Raw genomic sequence first — 14,810 nt, 5'->3', positions numbered from 1 at the left:
TGTAATTTTTACAAATTCTTATTTGTTACTAGACTTCAAAGCAGGAAACGCTTCTGCCATCTACTTCTTTGAGAGTTGGTGAAGACTCCGCACATTTCTTAGTCGCTATAGGACAACGCTTATGAAATGCGCATCCCGTTGGAGGATTAAGTGGTGACGGAAGTTCTCCACTAATTGGTTCATGATCCTCTTTATCAGTTTTAACAGAAGGTGAACTTGCAATAAGCGCTTTTGTATATGGGTGGAGAGGATTATCAAAAACTTTATCCCTTGGGCCATACTCTACAATCTTTCCAAGGTACATAACAAGAATATCATCACTGATATGATTTACGACGTGAAGATCGTGAGAGATGAAGAGGTAAGTCAGACCCATTTCATCTTGCAATTCCATTAAAAGGTTGAGTACTTGAGCTTGTATAGAAACATCAAGTGCAGATACAGGTTCGTCGCAAATAAGAATCTTAGGATGAAGAGCAAGAGCACGAGCAATTCCTAGTCTCTGTCTCTGACCACCGCTGAACATGTGTGGATATCTCTGGGCCATCTCTGGACGTAGACCCACTTTTTCCATTAACTCACACGCTCTTTCGAAACACTCTTTCTTAGAGAGCTTTGTGTTTATTTGAAGTGGCTCACTGATAAGTTGCCACGCTTTCTTTCTTGGATTCAGAGAAGAGTAGGGATCTTGGAAGATCATCTGTATTGCACTCTTAAATGTCTTTTGGTGAAGATCATCAATATTCTTGCTCTCAATTTCAATTGAGCCCTGAGTTCTCTGCTCAAGTGCCATAAGAGCTTTTGCAAGTGTTGATTTTCCACAACCTGATTCACCTACAATACCAAGCGTTTTCTGCTTGCTAACCTTAAAGCTAACTCCATCAAGGGCCTTAACTAAGGCTGTCTCGTTATATGATTTATTCACTGGGTAGTGCTTCTTTAAATTATTAACTTCTAAAATCATCTTAACCTTCGCTTAGTGGGTGAAAACAGCTAACTTGGTGTGAGTCACTGTTGAGACTTGGTCTGTTGCTAGAACAATCATCCTGAAACTTAAAGCATCTAGGATTGAATTGGCATCCACTTGGTCTTGACCTAAGATCTGGAACCATCCCTGCTATTGATGATAATGGTGTTCTAAAACCTGCACTGCCGTTACCTGGAAGAGAGTCTAATAGTCCTTTAGTATAAGGGTGCTTGGGAGATTGAATAACACTTGATGAACTTGCAGACTCAATAACTTCACCTGCATACATCACTTGTATTCTATCGGCATTCTCGGCCACAACTCCTAAGTCGTGTGTAACAAGAATCATCGCCATATTATTCTTTTCTTGAATATCTTTTAAAAGTTTTAAAATCTGATCTTGGATTGTTACATCTAGTGCCGTCGTCGGCTCATCTGCAATGAGAAGCTTTGGATTACATGCAATGGCACCAGCAATCATAACTCTTTGGCTCATTCCCCCTGATAGTTCGTGAGCATATGATTTGGCCCTATCTCTAGGAGCTGGAATGCCAACTTGATCGAGAAGTTCAAAGACATATTCTTTTCTTTGCTCTTTACTTAAGTCTTTACGGTGTAGTTCTAATGTTTCTTCAATTTGATAGCCGACAGTAAAACATGGGTTGAGTGCAGTCATAGGATCTTGGAAGATCATCGCAATATCAGAGCCGCGAATTCCTTGCCACTGCTTTTCATTAAAAGAGAGTAGATCCTTTCCTTCGAATTCAAGCTTGTCAGCAGTAAGCTCTGCTGTGTCAGGTAGGAGTCCCATTAAAGCAAGATTTGTAATAGACTTTCCACAACCTGATTCACCAACAATTCCTAGAGTCTCTCCTTCTTTTATATGAAAGCTGAGGTCTCTAATGGCGTGAAGAATCCCTTTAGAGGTGTGAAATTTTAAATTTAAATTTTGAATATCAAGTAACATATTTACCTCTTTAGCCTTGGGTCTAGTGCATCTCTAAGTCCATCTCCAAAGAGATTGAATCCTAATACGGCAAAGAGAATACAAAGCCCTGGTAGTGTTACCATCCAAGGAGAACTCTCAATAAATGGCCTGGCATCGGCGAGCATGATTCCCCACTCAGGTGTAGGTGCTTGTGCTCCCAGTCCAAGAAAGCCTAGTGCAGCTGCATTTAGAATCCCATCACTGAAACCTAGTGAAGCCTGAACAATGAGCGGTGCCATACAGTTTGGAAGAATTTCAAAGAACATGATTCTAAAAGAGCTTGCTCCAAATGTTTTTGATGCCATTACATATTGCTTCTTCTTCTCTGCTAGTACAGAACCTCTGACGATTCTTGTAAAGCCGGGAATTGCTACAATAGCAACAGCAATAATGGCATTAGAAATACCTGGGCCCATAACAGAAACTACAACGATGGCCAAGAGAATAGATGGGAAGGCCATAAGAATATCTATGAATCTCATAATGAGTCTATCGACCCATCCACCATAGTAACCAGATATAAGTCCTAGAAAAGTTCCTATAGCGCAGGAGATGATAACGACGAAAAATCCAATAAGCATAGATATTTGAGCACCGTGAATAAGACGACTAAGTAGATCTCTACCCACATCATCTGTTCCAAAGAAGTACTTAGATGTTCCTCCCTCTGAAAATGCTGGAGAGACTCTTAGAAACTCAGGGTCTATTGCTGTAGGAGAGTGTGGTGCAATGAGAGGAGCGAGTAGTGCAATTAAAGTAAAGATTACGATAATCGCTAGTCCAAAGATTGCTCCTTTATTCTTTGAGAATTGTTGCCAAAACTCTACCAATGGGTGGTCAATTTTTTCTACTGATATATTTTCCATTTCAATTATCTCATCTTTGGATTAACGATAGCGTAGATAAAATCTACTGCTAGGTTTATTAGAACTATCATTGTGGCAATGAAGAGTACCCCACCTTGAATTACGGGATAGTCTCTAGCGTTGATACTGGCCACAAGCCATTTTCCAATTCCTGGCCATGAGAAAATAGTCTCCGTTAAAATTGCGCCAGTAATAATTGAACCAAAAATAAGTCCCACTACTGTAACAATAGGTATGAGGGCATTTCTTAGGGCGTGAATACCAATGATTTTTCTTAGGGGAAGTCCTTTGGCCTTCGCAGTTCTGATGTAGTCCTCTCCAAGAACTTCGAGCATACTTGATCTTGTCATTCTCGCCATCACTGCTAGTGGGATTGTTCCCATCGCAATGGCCGGAAGTAAGAGGTGACTAATTGTTGAAAAGAATGGTCCAAGTCCTTCGTTTGCAATATTCTGTGGTAGGAGAGTGTCAATAAGCATAAAGCCTGTGACAACTTGTACATCGTACATAATTGAGATTCTTCCCGAAACTGGAGTGATTCCAAGCTGTACTGAAAAGAAGAGTATGAGAATAAGTCCCCACCAAAAAATAGGCATTGAATAACCTACTAGAGAGCTTCCCATTAGGAAGTAGTCGTAGAAGGAGTTTCTCTTTACTGCTGCCAGGATACCGAAGGGGATACCAATTATGGCCGCAAAGAAAATAGCACAGATTCCAAGCTCAAGTGTTGCAGGAAATCTAGAAAAGAACTCACTCGTTACAGATCTCTTAGAGACAATACTTGTTCCAAGATCTCCGGTGAACGCTTTTTTAACAAATGAAATATACTGCTCATGCATTGGTAGATCTAGACCTAGGGCCTTTTGCATTTTTGCGTAGACGATTGGATCAGCTCCTCTTTCACCTAGCATTAACATGACAGGGTCACCTGGAACGAGTCTAATAAGAATGAATGAGAGTATAGAAATCCCTACTAATGTAGGGATTAGATCTAAGAGTTTCTTTAAAATGTATTTTAGCATTATTTAAGTTCCACAGTCTTAAAGATATCTCCACCTAGTGGATCGATCTTATATCCTTTAACTTTGTTGCTCATGGCCCTGAAGATAATTGAGTGTGCGATTGGAACCCAAGGAGCCTGCTCTTTGAAGATCACTTGTGCTTTCTTGTAGAGTTCTGTTCTCTCGTCAATATTTGTAATTCTCTTTGACTTTACGACAAGTGACTCAAAGTCTTTATTACACCAACGAGCATAGTTTGATCCAGCTTCAACAGCAGAACAACCAAGTAGTGTGTAAAGAAAGTTATCTGGATCACCGTTGTCACCCGTCCAACCAAGTTGAACCATTGCGTGTTCACCGGCCGACGACTTCTTTAAGTAAGTTGGCCACTCATATGAAACGAGCTTCACTTTGATTCCAATCTTAGCTAAGTCCGCTTGCATCATTTCACCCATCTTCTTACCGTTAGGGTTGTAAGGACGAGTTACAGGTAGAGTCCAAATTTCTGTTTCAAAACCATTTGGATATCCCGCTTCTTTAAGAAGTTGTTTCGCTTTTTCGATATTGTAATCGTAATCAACGACAGCATCGTTATAAGACCAAATTGTTGGAGGAAGAGGGTTCTTAGCTACTTTAGCGTGAGATAAGTAAATCGCATCAATATATGCAGGCTTATTGAGAGCGTGATTAATGGCCTGTCTAACTTTTAAATTACCAAAAGGCTTCTTTTGCGTATTCATCGCTAGGTAACCAACGTTTAGACCTGGACCCTCTAGAAGAGTAATATCTTTATTCTCTTTCATTGAATCTAAATCTGCTGGTGAAGGCTCAATGATAAGGTGGCATTCACCAGTTTTTAACTTTTGGTAACGAACTGAAGCATCAGGTGTAATTGCAAAAGCAAGTCTATCTACTTTGGCATTCTCTCCGTAGAAATCTTTGAATGCTTCAAACTTAATAATATTATCTTTCTGGTAAGACTTGAAAACAAATGGTCCTGTACCAACTGGAATATTATCAATATTTCCAAGTTTATTTTCTTTAATTAATTGATCGGCATATTCTTTTGAAAGGATACTCATGAAGCTCATTGCCATATTCGCTAGAAAAGGTGCCTCTGGCTTAGTGAGAGTAATCTTAACAGTGTGCTCGTCTACTTTAATAATATCTTTGATAAGGTTACCCATATCCATTCCATTAAAGTACTCATAAGTTCCACCACTAACTTTATAGTAAGGGTTAGATTCATCTCTCATTCTATCAAACGAGAAGATCACATCGTCGGCGTTCATCTCTCTAGTAGGAGTGAAGTACTTTGTTGTATGGAATTTAACACCTTTTCTTAGCTTAAAAGTATAGGCCAATTTGTCCTCAGAAATATCCCAAGACTCAGCTAGGGCAGGAACTAATTTTGTTGAACCATATTCAAACTCAACAAGGCGGTTATAAATTGTATGGGCGGAAGCATTATTAGAAGTTCCATCTGTTGTGATTTGCGGGTTGAATGCCGTTGGACTTCCCTCGGAACAGTAAACAAAAGTTTTCTTGCTTGGACCTTCTTTTACACACGAACTTAGAAGTGCGCAAAAGGCCATTAATGTTGCCATTTTCTTCATGGATAATACCTCTCTCAATTTTGTGTATGAAGAGTGATATTACCTGTAAAGAAGAGGGCTTGACAAATTTTTGTGTGAAAACTTGTCGATGCGAAGGGTCTATCTAAATTTTTTGGAATCTAAAAATTCTCAATAACTTCAACTAGACCGGGCTGCTCTATAAATGGATTTGAGTTACCTTGGAGTCGTTGAATTTCACTATTTCGATCTTTTTCATTTTGGTCCACTGGGTCATCGTAGTGCCACTTTCTTAGGAAGCTTTCTTCGACGTCTTTAATAGATTGGCTATATCTCACAGAGAAGTAGAACATGGCGCGGGCAATATTGCCACGGTGCTCTTTTGGTGGTTCGAAACAAGTTCCAAGTCCTCTCACGCTTCCAAGGCTAGACATATTATTTGTCCATTTAACTTCTTGGGCTTCACAGAAAGGGTAGCTAGACCTAATAGAGTTTACCTCAGAGTTTGCAGGAAAGATATGGTGAAGGTCACTAACAGCAGGCTTTTTACTCGCTCCCTTACTCTTAGGCCATGTGTGCTCAGCGTTCATTACTCTGTGGTCTGGAATAGAGTTGGTGCGAAGGCATTCACTAGAGTACACAGAACATACTTTTCCGCCGTGGTTATCTACTGCTCCAAACATCTTCTCACGAGCAGATCTATAGCTTAAACTTCTAGACTGTCGGCTCATTGGGCCTAGTATTCTCTTGGCATCTCTATCGCAAATACCAATAAGCTTTTTAAATTTTGCTTTTATTTCTTTTGAAGAGGTGAGCTTCTTCCAAGTTGCTTCACAAGATTGGTTTCTGGCATATGAATTTCCAGAGGCCAAGGTGAGTATTAAGAGAGCGCAAATAGGGGCAATACTTTTCACTAAATATCCTAGTTTGTGAGGTGCATCGAATCTAGGACTATTGCCATAGAATTTCAAGGAAAGTTTTCATTATTTCTAATAATATCTATTAGTTTCCCAGAAGGATTCCTGTAAATGAATTTATTTATATCGTTATTTCAGCTAGTTAGATTAAGTAATCTTTACATGAGTAGGCGTATTGTGTTGATGCGATGTGTCGAATTATGTATTTTAAGCCAGTAAAAGTTTAATTTATGCGTTTGTCAGGAGACATCTATGAATAAGTCCCTTTTAGTTTTGGCCGTGTCTGGCGTTCTTCTCACGAGTTGTGGGGGAAGGAATGAAAAGTATCCTAATACTGGTAATGCCGCCTATGAAACAATGATGGGTGCCATGACTTCACTAAGTGAAGTTGAAGTTGGAAATAACTATTACACAACATCCGCTCTTATTGTAAGAGACGAGAATGGTAATCGTTTAGGTCTACTTTCAAGACACGATAAAGTGACTGTTGTTAGTTTAGAGGGAATTGCAGGTAAAGAAAATTATGTGCAAGTGACTTTTAAATCCATGAGATATCACAATATTCAAACAGCAAATAAGTACTTTGTTTCTTTCAAGTATTTATTAGACAGAATCGAAGACTATAAAGACTTTAATGGTAAGTACTTTGTAATCCAAAACTTGGCGACTGAGAGACTTAGAGTTTATGAGAAGTCATGTGATGCAAAGAATGTTTGTCTCAATAAAATGGTTATGGAAACAGAGATGGCCATTGGTGAAGATACAAAAGAGACGAGATCATATGTTGGTTCATACCGAATAACTGATTGGTGGAAATTCTATCAGGATCATGCCGCTCACTACCCATCTTGGTATCAAGATAATTACCCAATGCCACCTGAGGCGGGATCTTCATTCTTAAAATGGTTTAAGAATAAGTATATGCCAGAAGTTGGTGGAAAGAAAAAAGGTGATATGAGAGGAGCTTTCGGTTGGTATACTGCATGGGTTGGTCCTAACCATCATTCGCAGTGGACACACGGAACTGTAGGTTGGGGATCAGATAAAGATGACCTGATTAAAGCGACTAAGAAAACGTTTACAAATATTTTTGCTAATCCAAGAAGTTCTGGTTGTTCTAGAATGAATAATGAGGCGATTGCTTACTTAAGAGAGATCTTACCTGTAGGGACTCCGATCATTAAAGTCTATGCTAAAGAAGCACTTCTTGATGGGCATAGATCTAATTATGCTAAGAAGACGAATCATTGGAGTTATATCTTAACTAAGAATAATGCTTATTCTACTAAGAACTTCTCTTCTGATAAAGAAAAGGTTGAGAGTAGAAATATTCCAATGAATAGAAGATTAGAAGAGGGGACATTTGTTATGGATACTTATCCAACAATGTTCAACTTCACTGATGGTGAGGACCTTGGTTCTTATGAAGCAAAGACTAATACGACTGGTAACGTTTATAGAGTTGACGAGTCCAAAATGAAAGGTGTGCTCTATGTTGATGCAGGTCTTTTAGAAGATTATGCTCACCCTCAGCACGAGAAAATTGGTAAGGGTGGTTTTAGAGATGAAATCGCACCTGACTATATGATTATGGATAAGAGTATTGATAAGTCTCTTGCAGTTTATATCGCTGATAAGGATCAACCAGAGAATGATAATTCAGGAGTTGTTTATTATGACTCTGTTAAGGTAGATGCTAGAGGAAAGGCCGATTTAAGCTTTGAAGAAGAAGACTTTAGTACTGAAATTTCTGACCTATATATTACTGGGACAGAAGTTGAAAGAAATAATAATCCTACGATTAGATTACAGTTAGGTATTGGGGTATTTGCAAACTTTGTACTAACGCCAGTTGGGGATGATGAATGGGATTTAGTTGTTTCGAATGAAACCCTGAACTCTTCAAAGTCTAAAGTTAAAAGGTTTGTGAAGAGGTTCTTTAAGAAGGGAGTTAGTGCTCCAGTCGACATCAGTATCGGCAAGAACGAAGTTACGATTAAGAAAAATCAAGGTCGTAATATTGAGTTCTCTTACAGATTCTAAAGAACAGAAGAGGCCAGAGAGGTAAAATATTATCTCTCTGGTTTTTTAAATTTCAAAAGTGATTGGCTTAAAAGTTGGGCTATAACTCTCATCCATAATACTCGCATTTACAAATAAAGTTTCAAATTCTTCCTTTGTTCCATGAGAGCCATGTATATGGCCAAAGATATGGGCCTTTAAGTTTAAATTCTTAACAGTATTTAAAAGATCAATATCTCCGAGAAGGGGACTATTATCTTGAGGGTAGGCCTGATCAAGAATACCAAGAGGTGGTCCATGAGTGACGAGTATGTCCGTATCTTTTGGAATAGCATTCCAATGTTTTAAAATTTCGTCACCGGCCGCTCTATTAAAGGCCCAGTCTCTGTATTCTAAATTAATAGGACTTCCCCAAATTTTAATTCCATCAATTTCAATAGATCGGTCATTGAGAACGCTCACTCCTTCAAGAATTGAGCAGGCGAAATCGTAGTCGCACTCAAATATCCAGTCGTGATTTCCTGGTACCAAAATCATATGGCGATAGAGATGAGAAATAGATTTAAACCAAGCGGCTAAATCTCTTAACTCACTTTCCATGAGACTTGGATTTGTTTCTTTTATGTTTTTAGCCAAAAGAGAATAGTCTCCTGAGTGAATCAGAATATCTCCAGCAGGCATATTATCTAAATAGGCTTGATGAGTGTCAGAAATGGCCACTACTTTCATTAAGCTTCCTTTTTTGTAGATTAAAAATAATGAGAGACATAAGAGAAGTAATTGTAAGGGCCGGGCATATTAGTAGCGCTATCTTAGCTCCAAAGACTTCATTAATTTGACCAAAGAGAAAGTGCATCAGCGCTAGCATCACTCCAATCCATGTCATTACAGAAGTAATCATATAGTCACTCTTTCTTTGAAAGACCTCTACTAAGTAGTCCATGGCCATAGGAAATGCATAAGACATAGTTAGTCCACAGAGTGAGAGAAAGAGAGGATGAATAAAGTAACCTAGAAAGAATGAAATAAGAGTTGTGATATGAGAAAAAGCAATGAGATGTTCATTCTTAAAATTAAAGTTCTTCAATGAAAAAAGTAATCTTCCCGCACATAGAGCAAGAAAGAAGAGGCTGAGGTAATAGCCTGCACTTACTTCATCTATTCCCTGCGTATGATTGAGGTAGTAGGGAAGCCTTGTTGAAAGGGCGATTTCACTTGCAACATAAGAACCGAGTTGTAGTCCAAAGACAACTCTATACTTAAGTGCAACATCTTGATTGGATTTCACTTCTTCCTCACTCTTAGGAGGAAGTGTCTTTGTTTTAGAGGTGAGAATAATGACAAAGAAAGCGATGAGACCACTTAAGAGAAAGTATCCCTTCCAGTCTCCACCCAGTTTAATAAGAAAGCTTAGAATAAAAGGTGCCAACAGTGATGAGAATCCGTAGATGGCATGAAGTCCTGAGAAGAGTCTCTTACGGGCACTAAGTGTTGCACCATTTATGACTAGGACATTCATGGTTATTGTACAGATAGCGAGACCTAGTCCAAGAAAAATAGAGCTTATAATGAGAAAAGTATAGCTGACCCAGACTCCTGTAAAGTACATAGATAATCCGCTCACTCCCATTAGAGAGAGAGCAATTCTAGTTGAGACGACAGGACCTAGCTTGGGGAGCCACTTAATGGCCGTGAGGTTCACTATGAGGCTTATGAAGCTTGCGATAGAGAATATATAAGAACCCTTAGCAGGGCCTAGACTTAAATCCTTTAGAATTGCATTATAGGTTGGAGATCTACCATTATCTAGAAGGGAGAGTGCAAAGAGGCTTAAGTAGGCCAGGGAAATGAGTCTCCAATTCATAGATAACCGTTATCGTATAACTCCCGACAAGAGGGGAGGCATTCATTGATGTGATCAATTTTCTTAGAGAGCCTTATTCCTAATTTATTGGCAGCAATATCCTCTAGATCTGGAGTTCCCATGCCGAGTAAGTCAGCAATTTCTTTTGCAATTCCAACTGACCAAGACTCTAATGCTCCACACTTCTTGGCCATAATACAAGAATAAGTGCAATGTTTAACCTTATCGAATTCCGTTTTAGGCACTAATGATCTATATTTGTAGAGGGTAAGGGCGCTACAAAGAAACTTATCTTTTGCTTGGATGGATGTTCCAAATAAAATAAATAGTGAAATAAATAATATTTTCATAAAACTTACTCTATATAGAAGAGAGTTCAAAGAAAAGGAAAAATAATGGGAAATGATATATTTTCAGAGGTAAAGGATACAGGCTACAGAGAAGAGGCCCAAGAGATAATTAGCGAAGAATTCTTTAAAGTTTTAAGAAGCAGAAGAAGTGTGCGCGTCTTTAAAGATGATCCAGTTAAAGAAGAAGATATGCAAAAAATTTTAGATGCTGCTCTTCTTGCACCAAACTCTTCAAATCTTCAACCTTGGGAGTTTTACTGGGTAAAGAATGAAACGAAGAAAAAAGAACTCGTTTCGGCCTGCCTTTCTCAACCTGCTGCTGCTACAGCGCCTGAGCTCATTGTGTGTATTGCTCGAACAGATACATGGAGAGAGAATGCTAAGCAAATGTTAGAGATTTTCAATAGCGCTGAAGGTGTCCCAGATGCCGCTAAGAATTATTACGAGAAATTAGTTCCACTAGCTTATTCGCAAGGTCCTTTTGGTCTCTTTGGGCTTATTAAAAGACTTGCTGTTTTTATTACGGGACTTAAGAAGGTTGTTCCAAGAGAGCCTGTTTCAAATGCTCAGATGATTACTTGGGCCTCAAAGTCTACAGCTCTGGCCTGTGAAAATATTATGTTGGCCGCTAGGGCCCTAGGGTATGACTCTTGTCCAATGGAGGGAGCAGATTCTAAGCGAATTAAGGATCTACTACATCTAGGAAGTGGTGCTCACTTTGTGATGGTTATCAGTATAGGAAAGAGATCAGAGAAAGGAATTTATGGAGAGCAAATTCGTTTTGATAGAAAGAAGTTTATTAAAATTTTAGAATAATGATCCATTCTCTTTTAGATTCTATATTTAAAATTAAAACTAGTCTTAAGACCACTTCATTTAAAAGAGGTGGTCTATTTTATTCCTACTCTGGTGACTACCATTGCGACTGCGCATCTTTCTTCTCGTCACTACTCTCAATTGAAAGACCAAAGTTATATAAAGATATCGTTGGTGAGGCGAAGTATTTTAAAAGTTATGAGTTCTACGATTATGTAAGGAATCACTTTGAATTCAAAAGTCATTACTCCAAGCTTGAAGTGGGAGATATTCTTTGCTGGAGAAAAGATAGTGTTCCAAAAAGTGGTGACACTGGTCATATGGCGATAGTCATTGATCTTGAAATGAGTACAAAGAAGAGTCTTCGAAGAGTGAGAGTATTTGATTGCACAAAGACTCCTCATGCTTGTGATACTAGGGAGCAAAGTGGAGTTGGCGAGGGGGATATTTTCTTGCAGGTAAATTCTAATGATGAAATTCAAGGAGTGCGCTGGAGCGATAAGATCGACAAAATCAAGCGCACTCAAATAATTGCTATTACCCTTTAACTCTCTTGGAGATAGCTTTGGCAAATCTCTCTGGAGATTGTTGGTCAAAACTTAAGTATAGGGCCGGTTCTATAAGTTCTATTTCACCAATTAATCGCCAGTGTCCTTCACTATTTTTTAAGAGATCAACTCTTGCATAAAGGCTCTCCTTAGTCATAGAGAGTAGTGCTTCTCTAGCATAGTCTTCAAGTTCTTTATCGGGAGTGAAACTTACTATCTTGGACCCGAATTCCTCTTGAGAACGAAAGTCTCCTTCCTTAGGAAGCTTTAAAATTCCATGAGAAAATCTAGAGTTAAAGAAAATAAGTGAGACTTCACCATCACTTACAATACTCTCTTGAAAGGGTTGAATCATCATTTCTTGCTCAGATTTAGGAATAGATAAACTTCCTTCTTCGAGTACGGTAATTCCTGAGGCTCCTGCGCCAACTAATGGCTTGGCAATTAGCTTCGTCGTATTAAACTTTTCAAATGAACTCTTGATCACACTCTCATCTAGAGGGGAAATTGTCGTTGGAATAATTTCAAAATGGTTTTTCTCTAATTCTAAGAGATAGGACTTATTATAATTATTTAAAACAATATCTGGAGAGTTAAAAATCTTATTCTTTATTTCATCACTCTTAATGAATTTATTAAATTCACTGATATTTTCACAGTAATCCCATGTTGATCGAATAATGAGAAAGTCGAAATCTTGCCAATTTTCATTGGGGCTATTCCAAACCTTAACAACTGCCTCAATTCCTTGGTCTTGTAAGTAAGGAATAATTTGATGATCATCGTTACAGGCGAGAGGATCTATTTCATTACAAGTTAAAATGGCGATCTTTATCATACTAGAATTCCTAAACTTTCATTATTTTTATATTAAATTTAGAGGAATTATAACTAAATTTAAGCGACAATTAAATAATGGAACATAGAATTTTAATGGTAGATGATTCTGAAGAAATGCATGAACTCTACAAGAAGATCATTGAAACCATGAACGCAAAAAATTTTGGAATGCAATTTAAACTTGATCACTGCTTTCAAGGTGAAGTTGGTGTGTTGAAGGTGAGGGAATCTTATCGCAATAAAGAGCCATACTCTCTTGTCATAATGGATATTAGAATGCCCCCTGGTATGGATGGTATTCAAACTATTAAACATATTAGAGAAGAGTATCCTCAGACTGAATTTATCGTTTGCACGGCCTTTCAACAATATAGTTGGGAGGACTATTTAGAGATCTTTGGACCAACTGATAAAATTCTCTTCATCAATAAACCATATAGTAAAACGACCATGAAACAGCTCACTCTCTATGTTTGTTCCAAGGCCAGCTAGTAAGTAGTTAAATATTATTTATAGGTTTACAACTACTTGATTCCTAAAGATTCTTAAAGAATAATCCCTCAAGATGTTAAAATTGCTCAAGAGTTAATTTTCTTAACCGATAGAGTTGTATCGAAATTAAGAAAATTAACCATTCTAAATTAGGGGGAATGATGAAAAAGACGATGAAGAAATTTTCTACAGCAGCTTGTGTTCTAGGATTATCAACTATTGGACTTATGTCAGTAGACGTGACTAAGGCCGCTTCAGACACAGCTCAAGCTCTTGCTGTAGTAACAGCGGCCATTAATATTGCTCAGGTCTCTGACCTAGATTTTGGTTCATCTGTACAAGGTGATGCAGCTTCAACAGTGGCTCCTGGTGATGGTACAGCTGCTGAGTTTGCTGTAACAGGACAGGCCAATACAGCTTATACAATCACTCTTCCGGCCGATGCTACTGTTACTATGATTACTGGTGCAGGTGCTACAGCGGATGAGCAAATTGGAGTAAATTCATTTGTTTCTACTCCAGCGGCAGGGGCCAATGGACTTCTAGACGGTTCTGGGGCACAGACACTAAATGTAGGTGCAACAAGAGACGCTCTTAGTGCAACTCAAGTTGCAGGTAACTACTCTGCAAACTTCACAGTAGACGTTGTTTACTAAGATTTACAGAAAAATAGAAGTTATTTATGCCCCTCACTACTAGTGAGGGGTTTTTTATTTCCCCCTTACATTTGAGCCAATTTTTACGGATAATCATGTGTAAGTACTTGAAAAAGTGGAGAAGTTAATGAAGTTAAGATTTTTATGGCTAACCGGATTATTTCTGCTCTCTATGCATTCCCGAGCTAGTCTACAGGTGTTTCCAACAAAGATTAAATTATCGACTAGAACAAAGGTTGCAACTGTAACAATTCGAAATAAATCCACTTTTAAAACAACCTATAAATTGAGCGCAGTTTATTACAAACAATCATTTGATGGGCAAATGATGAAGGTTGAAGATCCGGGGTCAAGTGGGCACTCGATTATTGAATTCTTAAGGTTCTCTCCTCGTAGGATTACTTTAGCGCCAAATGACGAGCAAGTAGTGCGCTTTATGGTTAGAAAGACTGCGAGTCTCTCCACGGGAGATTATAGGGCCCACATTAGATTTGAACCTATCAAGAAAGAAGATGAGAGCGGTAGTGGGAGAGACAATCTAGTTATGATGAAGATTGATGCAAGAATTGCGATCAATGTTCCAATTATTTATACCCATGGAAATGTTGATGGAAAAGTTGATTTAAAGAATTTTTCAATCTCTAAAAATAAAGATGGAAATTACTTTAATGTCGTTATGAAAAAAGAGGGAGCAATCTTTCCCTTTGGAACTTTTAAAGTCTTTAGAGTTGGCGATAAAAAAGAAGAGATGGTCGCCATTGTAAATGGAGTCAGTTCATATATTCCAGAGAGACGATTCACTTTTAAAATGGAAGATTTTAAGGAGAGGAGTGGAGTCTATGAAATACGATTCTACGAAAATGAATTTGCCAAACAACCTGTAGCAAAAGATAGCTTTAAACTCTGAAA

At 38.3% G+C, this 14,810-nt stretch carries 16 protein-coding genes; 6 read left to right on the top strand and 10 right to left on the bottom strand.

All coding sequences use genetic code 11. From position 1 onward, the window contains the following. Positions 1 to 28: 28 nt before the first annotated feature. From BMS_RS11290 to BMS_RS11265, 6 genes are all read right to left on the bottom strand, one after another. Positions 29 to 964, bottom strand: coding sequence for an ABC transporter ATP-binding protein (locus tag BMS_RS11290; protein WP_014244951.1), 936 nt, complete (start codon positions 962 to 964; stop codon positions 29 to 31). A 1-nt stretch (position 965) separates the two neighbouring features. Beyond that, positions 966 to 1,934 carry an ABC transporter ATP-binding protein gene (locus BMS_RS11285; protein WP_014244950.1) on the bottom strand — a complete coding sequence of 323 codons (969 nt, stop codon included), beginning with the start codon at positions 1,932 to 1,934 and terminating at the stop codon, positions 966 to 968. Positions 1,935 to 1,936: 2 nt separating this feature from the next. Continuing rightward, positions 1,937 to 2,821 (bottom strand): ABC transporter permease, encoded by an 885-nt coding sequence (locus BMS_RS11280; RefSeq protein WP_014244949.1) that lies wholly within the window; start codon positions 2,819 to 2,821, stop codon positions 1,937 to 1,939. Positions 2,822 to 2,826: 5 nt separating this feature from the next. Beyond that, complete coding sequence (locus BMS_RS11275) at positions 2,827 to 3,843, bottom strand: ABC transporter permease (RefSeq protein ID WP_014244948.1); 1,017 nt, start codon at positions 3,841 to 3,843, stop codon at positions 2,827 to 2,829. Then, positions 3,843 to 5,438 carry an ABC transporter substrate-binding protein gene (locus BMS_RS11270; RefSeq protein WP_014244947.1) on the bottom strand — a complete coding sequence of 532 codons (1,596 nt, stop codon included), beginning with the start codon at positions 5,436 to 5,438 and terminating at the stop codon, positions 3,843 to 3,845. The genes BMS_RS11275 and BMS_RS11270 overlap by 1 nt, the downstream gene beginning before the upstream one ends. Positions 5,439 to 5,557: 119 nt before the next feature. Next, complete coding sequence (locus tag BMS_RS11265) at positions 5,558 to 6,310, bottom strand: endonuclease I family protein (protein ID WP_052590668.1); 753 nt, start codon at positions 6,308 to 6,310, stop codon at positions 5,558 to 5,560. A gap of 255 nt (positions 6,311 to 6,565) precedes the next feature. Here BMS_RS11265 and BMS_RS11260 point away from each other — a divergent pair, with 255 nt between their 5' ends. Continuing rightward, positions 6,566 to 8,356, top strand: coding sequence for a L,D-transpeptidase (locus tag BMS_RS11260; RefSeq protein WP_014244945.1), 1,791 nt, complete (start codon positions 6,566 to 6,568; stop codon positions 8,354 to 8,356). 45 nt (positions 8,357 to 8,401) lie between these two features. Here BMS_RS11260 and BMS_RS11255 read toward each other — a convergent pair whose 3' ends face one another. The 3 genes from BMS_RS11255 to BMS_RS11245 are packed head-to-tail and all read right to left on the bottom strand — an operon-like array spanning position 8,402 to position 10,549. Next, the gene (locus BMS_RS11255) at positions 8,402 to 9,064 is read right to left on the bottom strand and encodes a metallophosphoesterase family protein (RefSeq protein WP_014244944.1); all 663 of its coding nucleotides are present in this window, start codon (positions 9,062 to 9,064) and stop codon (positions 8,402 to 8,404) included. Beyond that, a complete protein-coding gene (locus BMS_RS11250; RefSeq protein ID WP_014244943.1) occupies positions 9,042 to 10,199 on the bottom strand; it encodes an MFS transporter in 1,158 nt (385 codons plus the stop codon). Before BMS_RS11250 ends, BMS_RS11255 begins: the two co-directional genes overlap by 23 nt. Then, positions 10,196 to 10,549, bottom strand: a complete 354-nt coding sequence (locus tag BMS_RS11245; protein WP_044557548.1) for a hypothetical protein — start codon at positions 10,547 to 10,549, stop codon at positions 10,196 to 10,198. The genes BMS_RS11250 and BMS_RS11245 overlap by 4 nt, the downstream gene beginning before the upstream one ends. Positions 10,550 to 10,594: 45 nt before the next feature. Here BMS_RS11245 and BMS_RS11240 point away from each other — a divergent pair, with 45 nt between their 5' ends. Next, positions 10,595 to 11,365 (top strand): nitroreductase family protein, encoded by a 771-nt coding sequence (locus BMS_RS11240; protein WP_014244941.1) that lies wholly within the window; start codon positions 10,595 to 10,597, stop codon positions 11,363 to 11,365. Further along, a complete protein-coding gene (locus BMS_RS11235; RefSeq protein WP_014244940.1) occupies positions 11,365 to 11,913 on the top strand; it encodes a hypothetical protein in 549 nt (182 codons plus the stop codon). The genes BMS_RS11240 and BMS_RS11235 overlap by 1 nt, the downstream gene beginning before the upstream one ends. On the opposite strand, the gene BMS_RS11230 is transcribed toward BMS_RS11235, so the two are convergent. Beyond that, positions 11,903 to 12,751, bottom strand: coding sequence for an ATP-grasp domain-containing protein (locus BMS_RS11230; protein WP_014244939.1), 849 nt, complete (start codon positions 12,749 to 12,751; stop codon positions 11,903 to 11,905). The two genes, BMS_RS11235 and BMS_RS11230, sit on opposite strands and share 11 nt — an antisense overlap. A 77-nt stretch (positions 12,752 to 12,828) precedes the next feature. On the opposite strand from BMS_RS11230, the gene BMS_RS11225 reads away from it, so the two are divergent. The 3 genes from BMS_RS11225 to BMS_RS11215 all read left to right on the top strand — a co-directional run bounded on the left by BMS_RS11225 (position 12,829) and on the right by BMS_RS11215 (position 14,808). Beyond that, the gene (locus BMS_RS11225; RefSeq protein WP_014244938.1) at positions 12,829 to 13,245 is read left to right on the top strand and encodes a response regulator transcription factor; all 417 of its coding nucleotides are present in this window, start codon (positions 12,829 to 12,831) and stop codon (positions 13,243 to 13,245) included. Positions 13,246 to 13,406: 161 nt separating this feature from the next. Continuing rightward, positions 13,407 to 13,901, top strand: a complete 495-nt coding sequence (locus BMS_RS11220; RefSeq protein WP_044557547.1) for a DUF4402 domain-containing protein — start codon at positions 13,407 to 13,409, stop codon at positions 13,899 to 13,901. A 196-nt stretch (positions 13,902 to 14,097) separates the two neighbouring features. After that, on the top strand, positions 14,098 to 14,808 hold the full coding sequence (locus tag BMS_RS11215) for a fimbrial biogenesis chaperone (protein WP_157868279.1): 711 nt from the start codon (positions 14,098 to 14,100) through the stop codon (positions 14,806 to 14,808). The last annotated feature ends 2 nt before the right edge of the window (positions 14,809 to 14,810 follow it).

The organism is Halobacteriovorax marinus SJ, from assembly GCF_000210915.2.
In the GTDB taxonomy this organism is placed as follows: Bacteria; Bdellovibrionota; Bacteriovoracia; order Bacteriovoracales; family Bacteriovoracaceae; genus Halobacteriovorax; species Halobacteriovorax marinus.
This window is presented reverse-complemented; position numbering and strand designations above follow the sequence as displayed.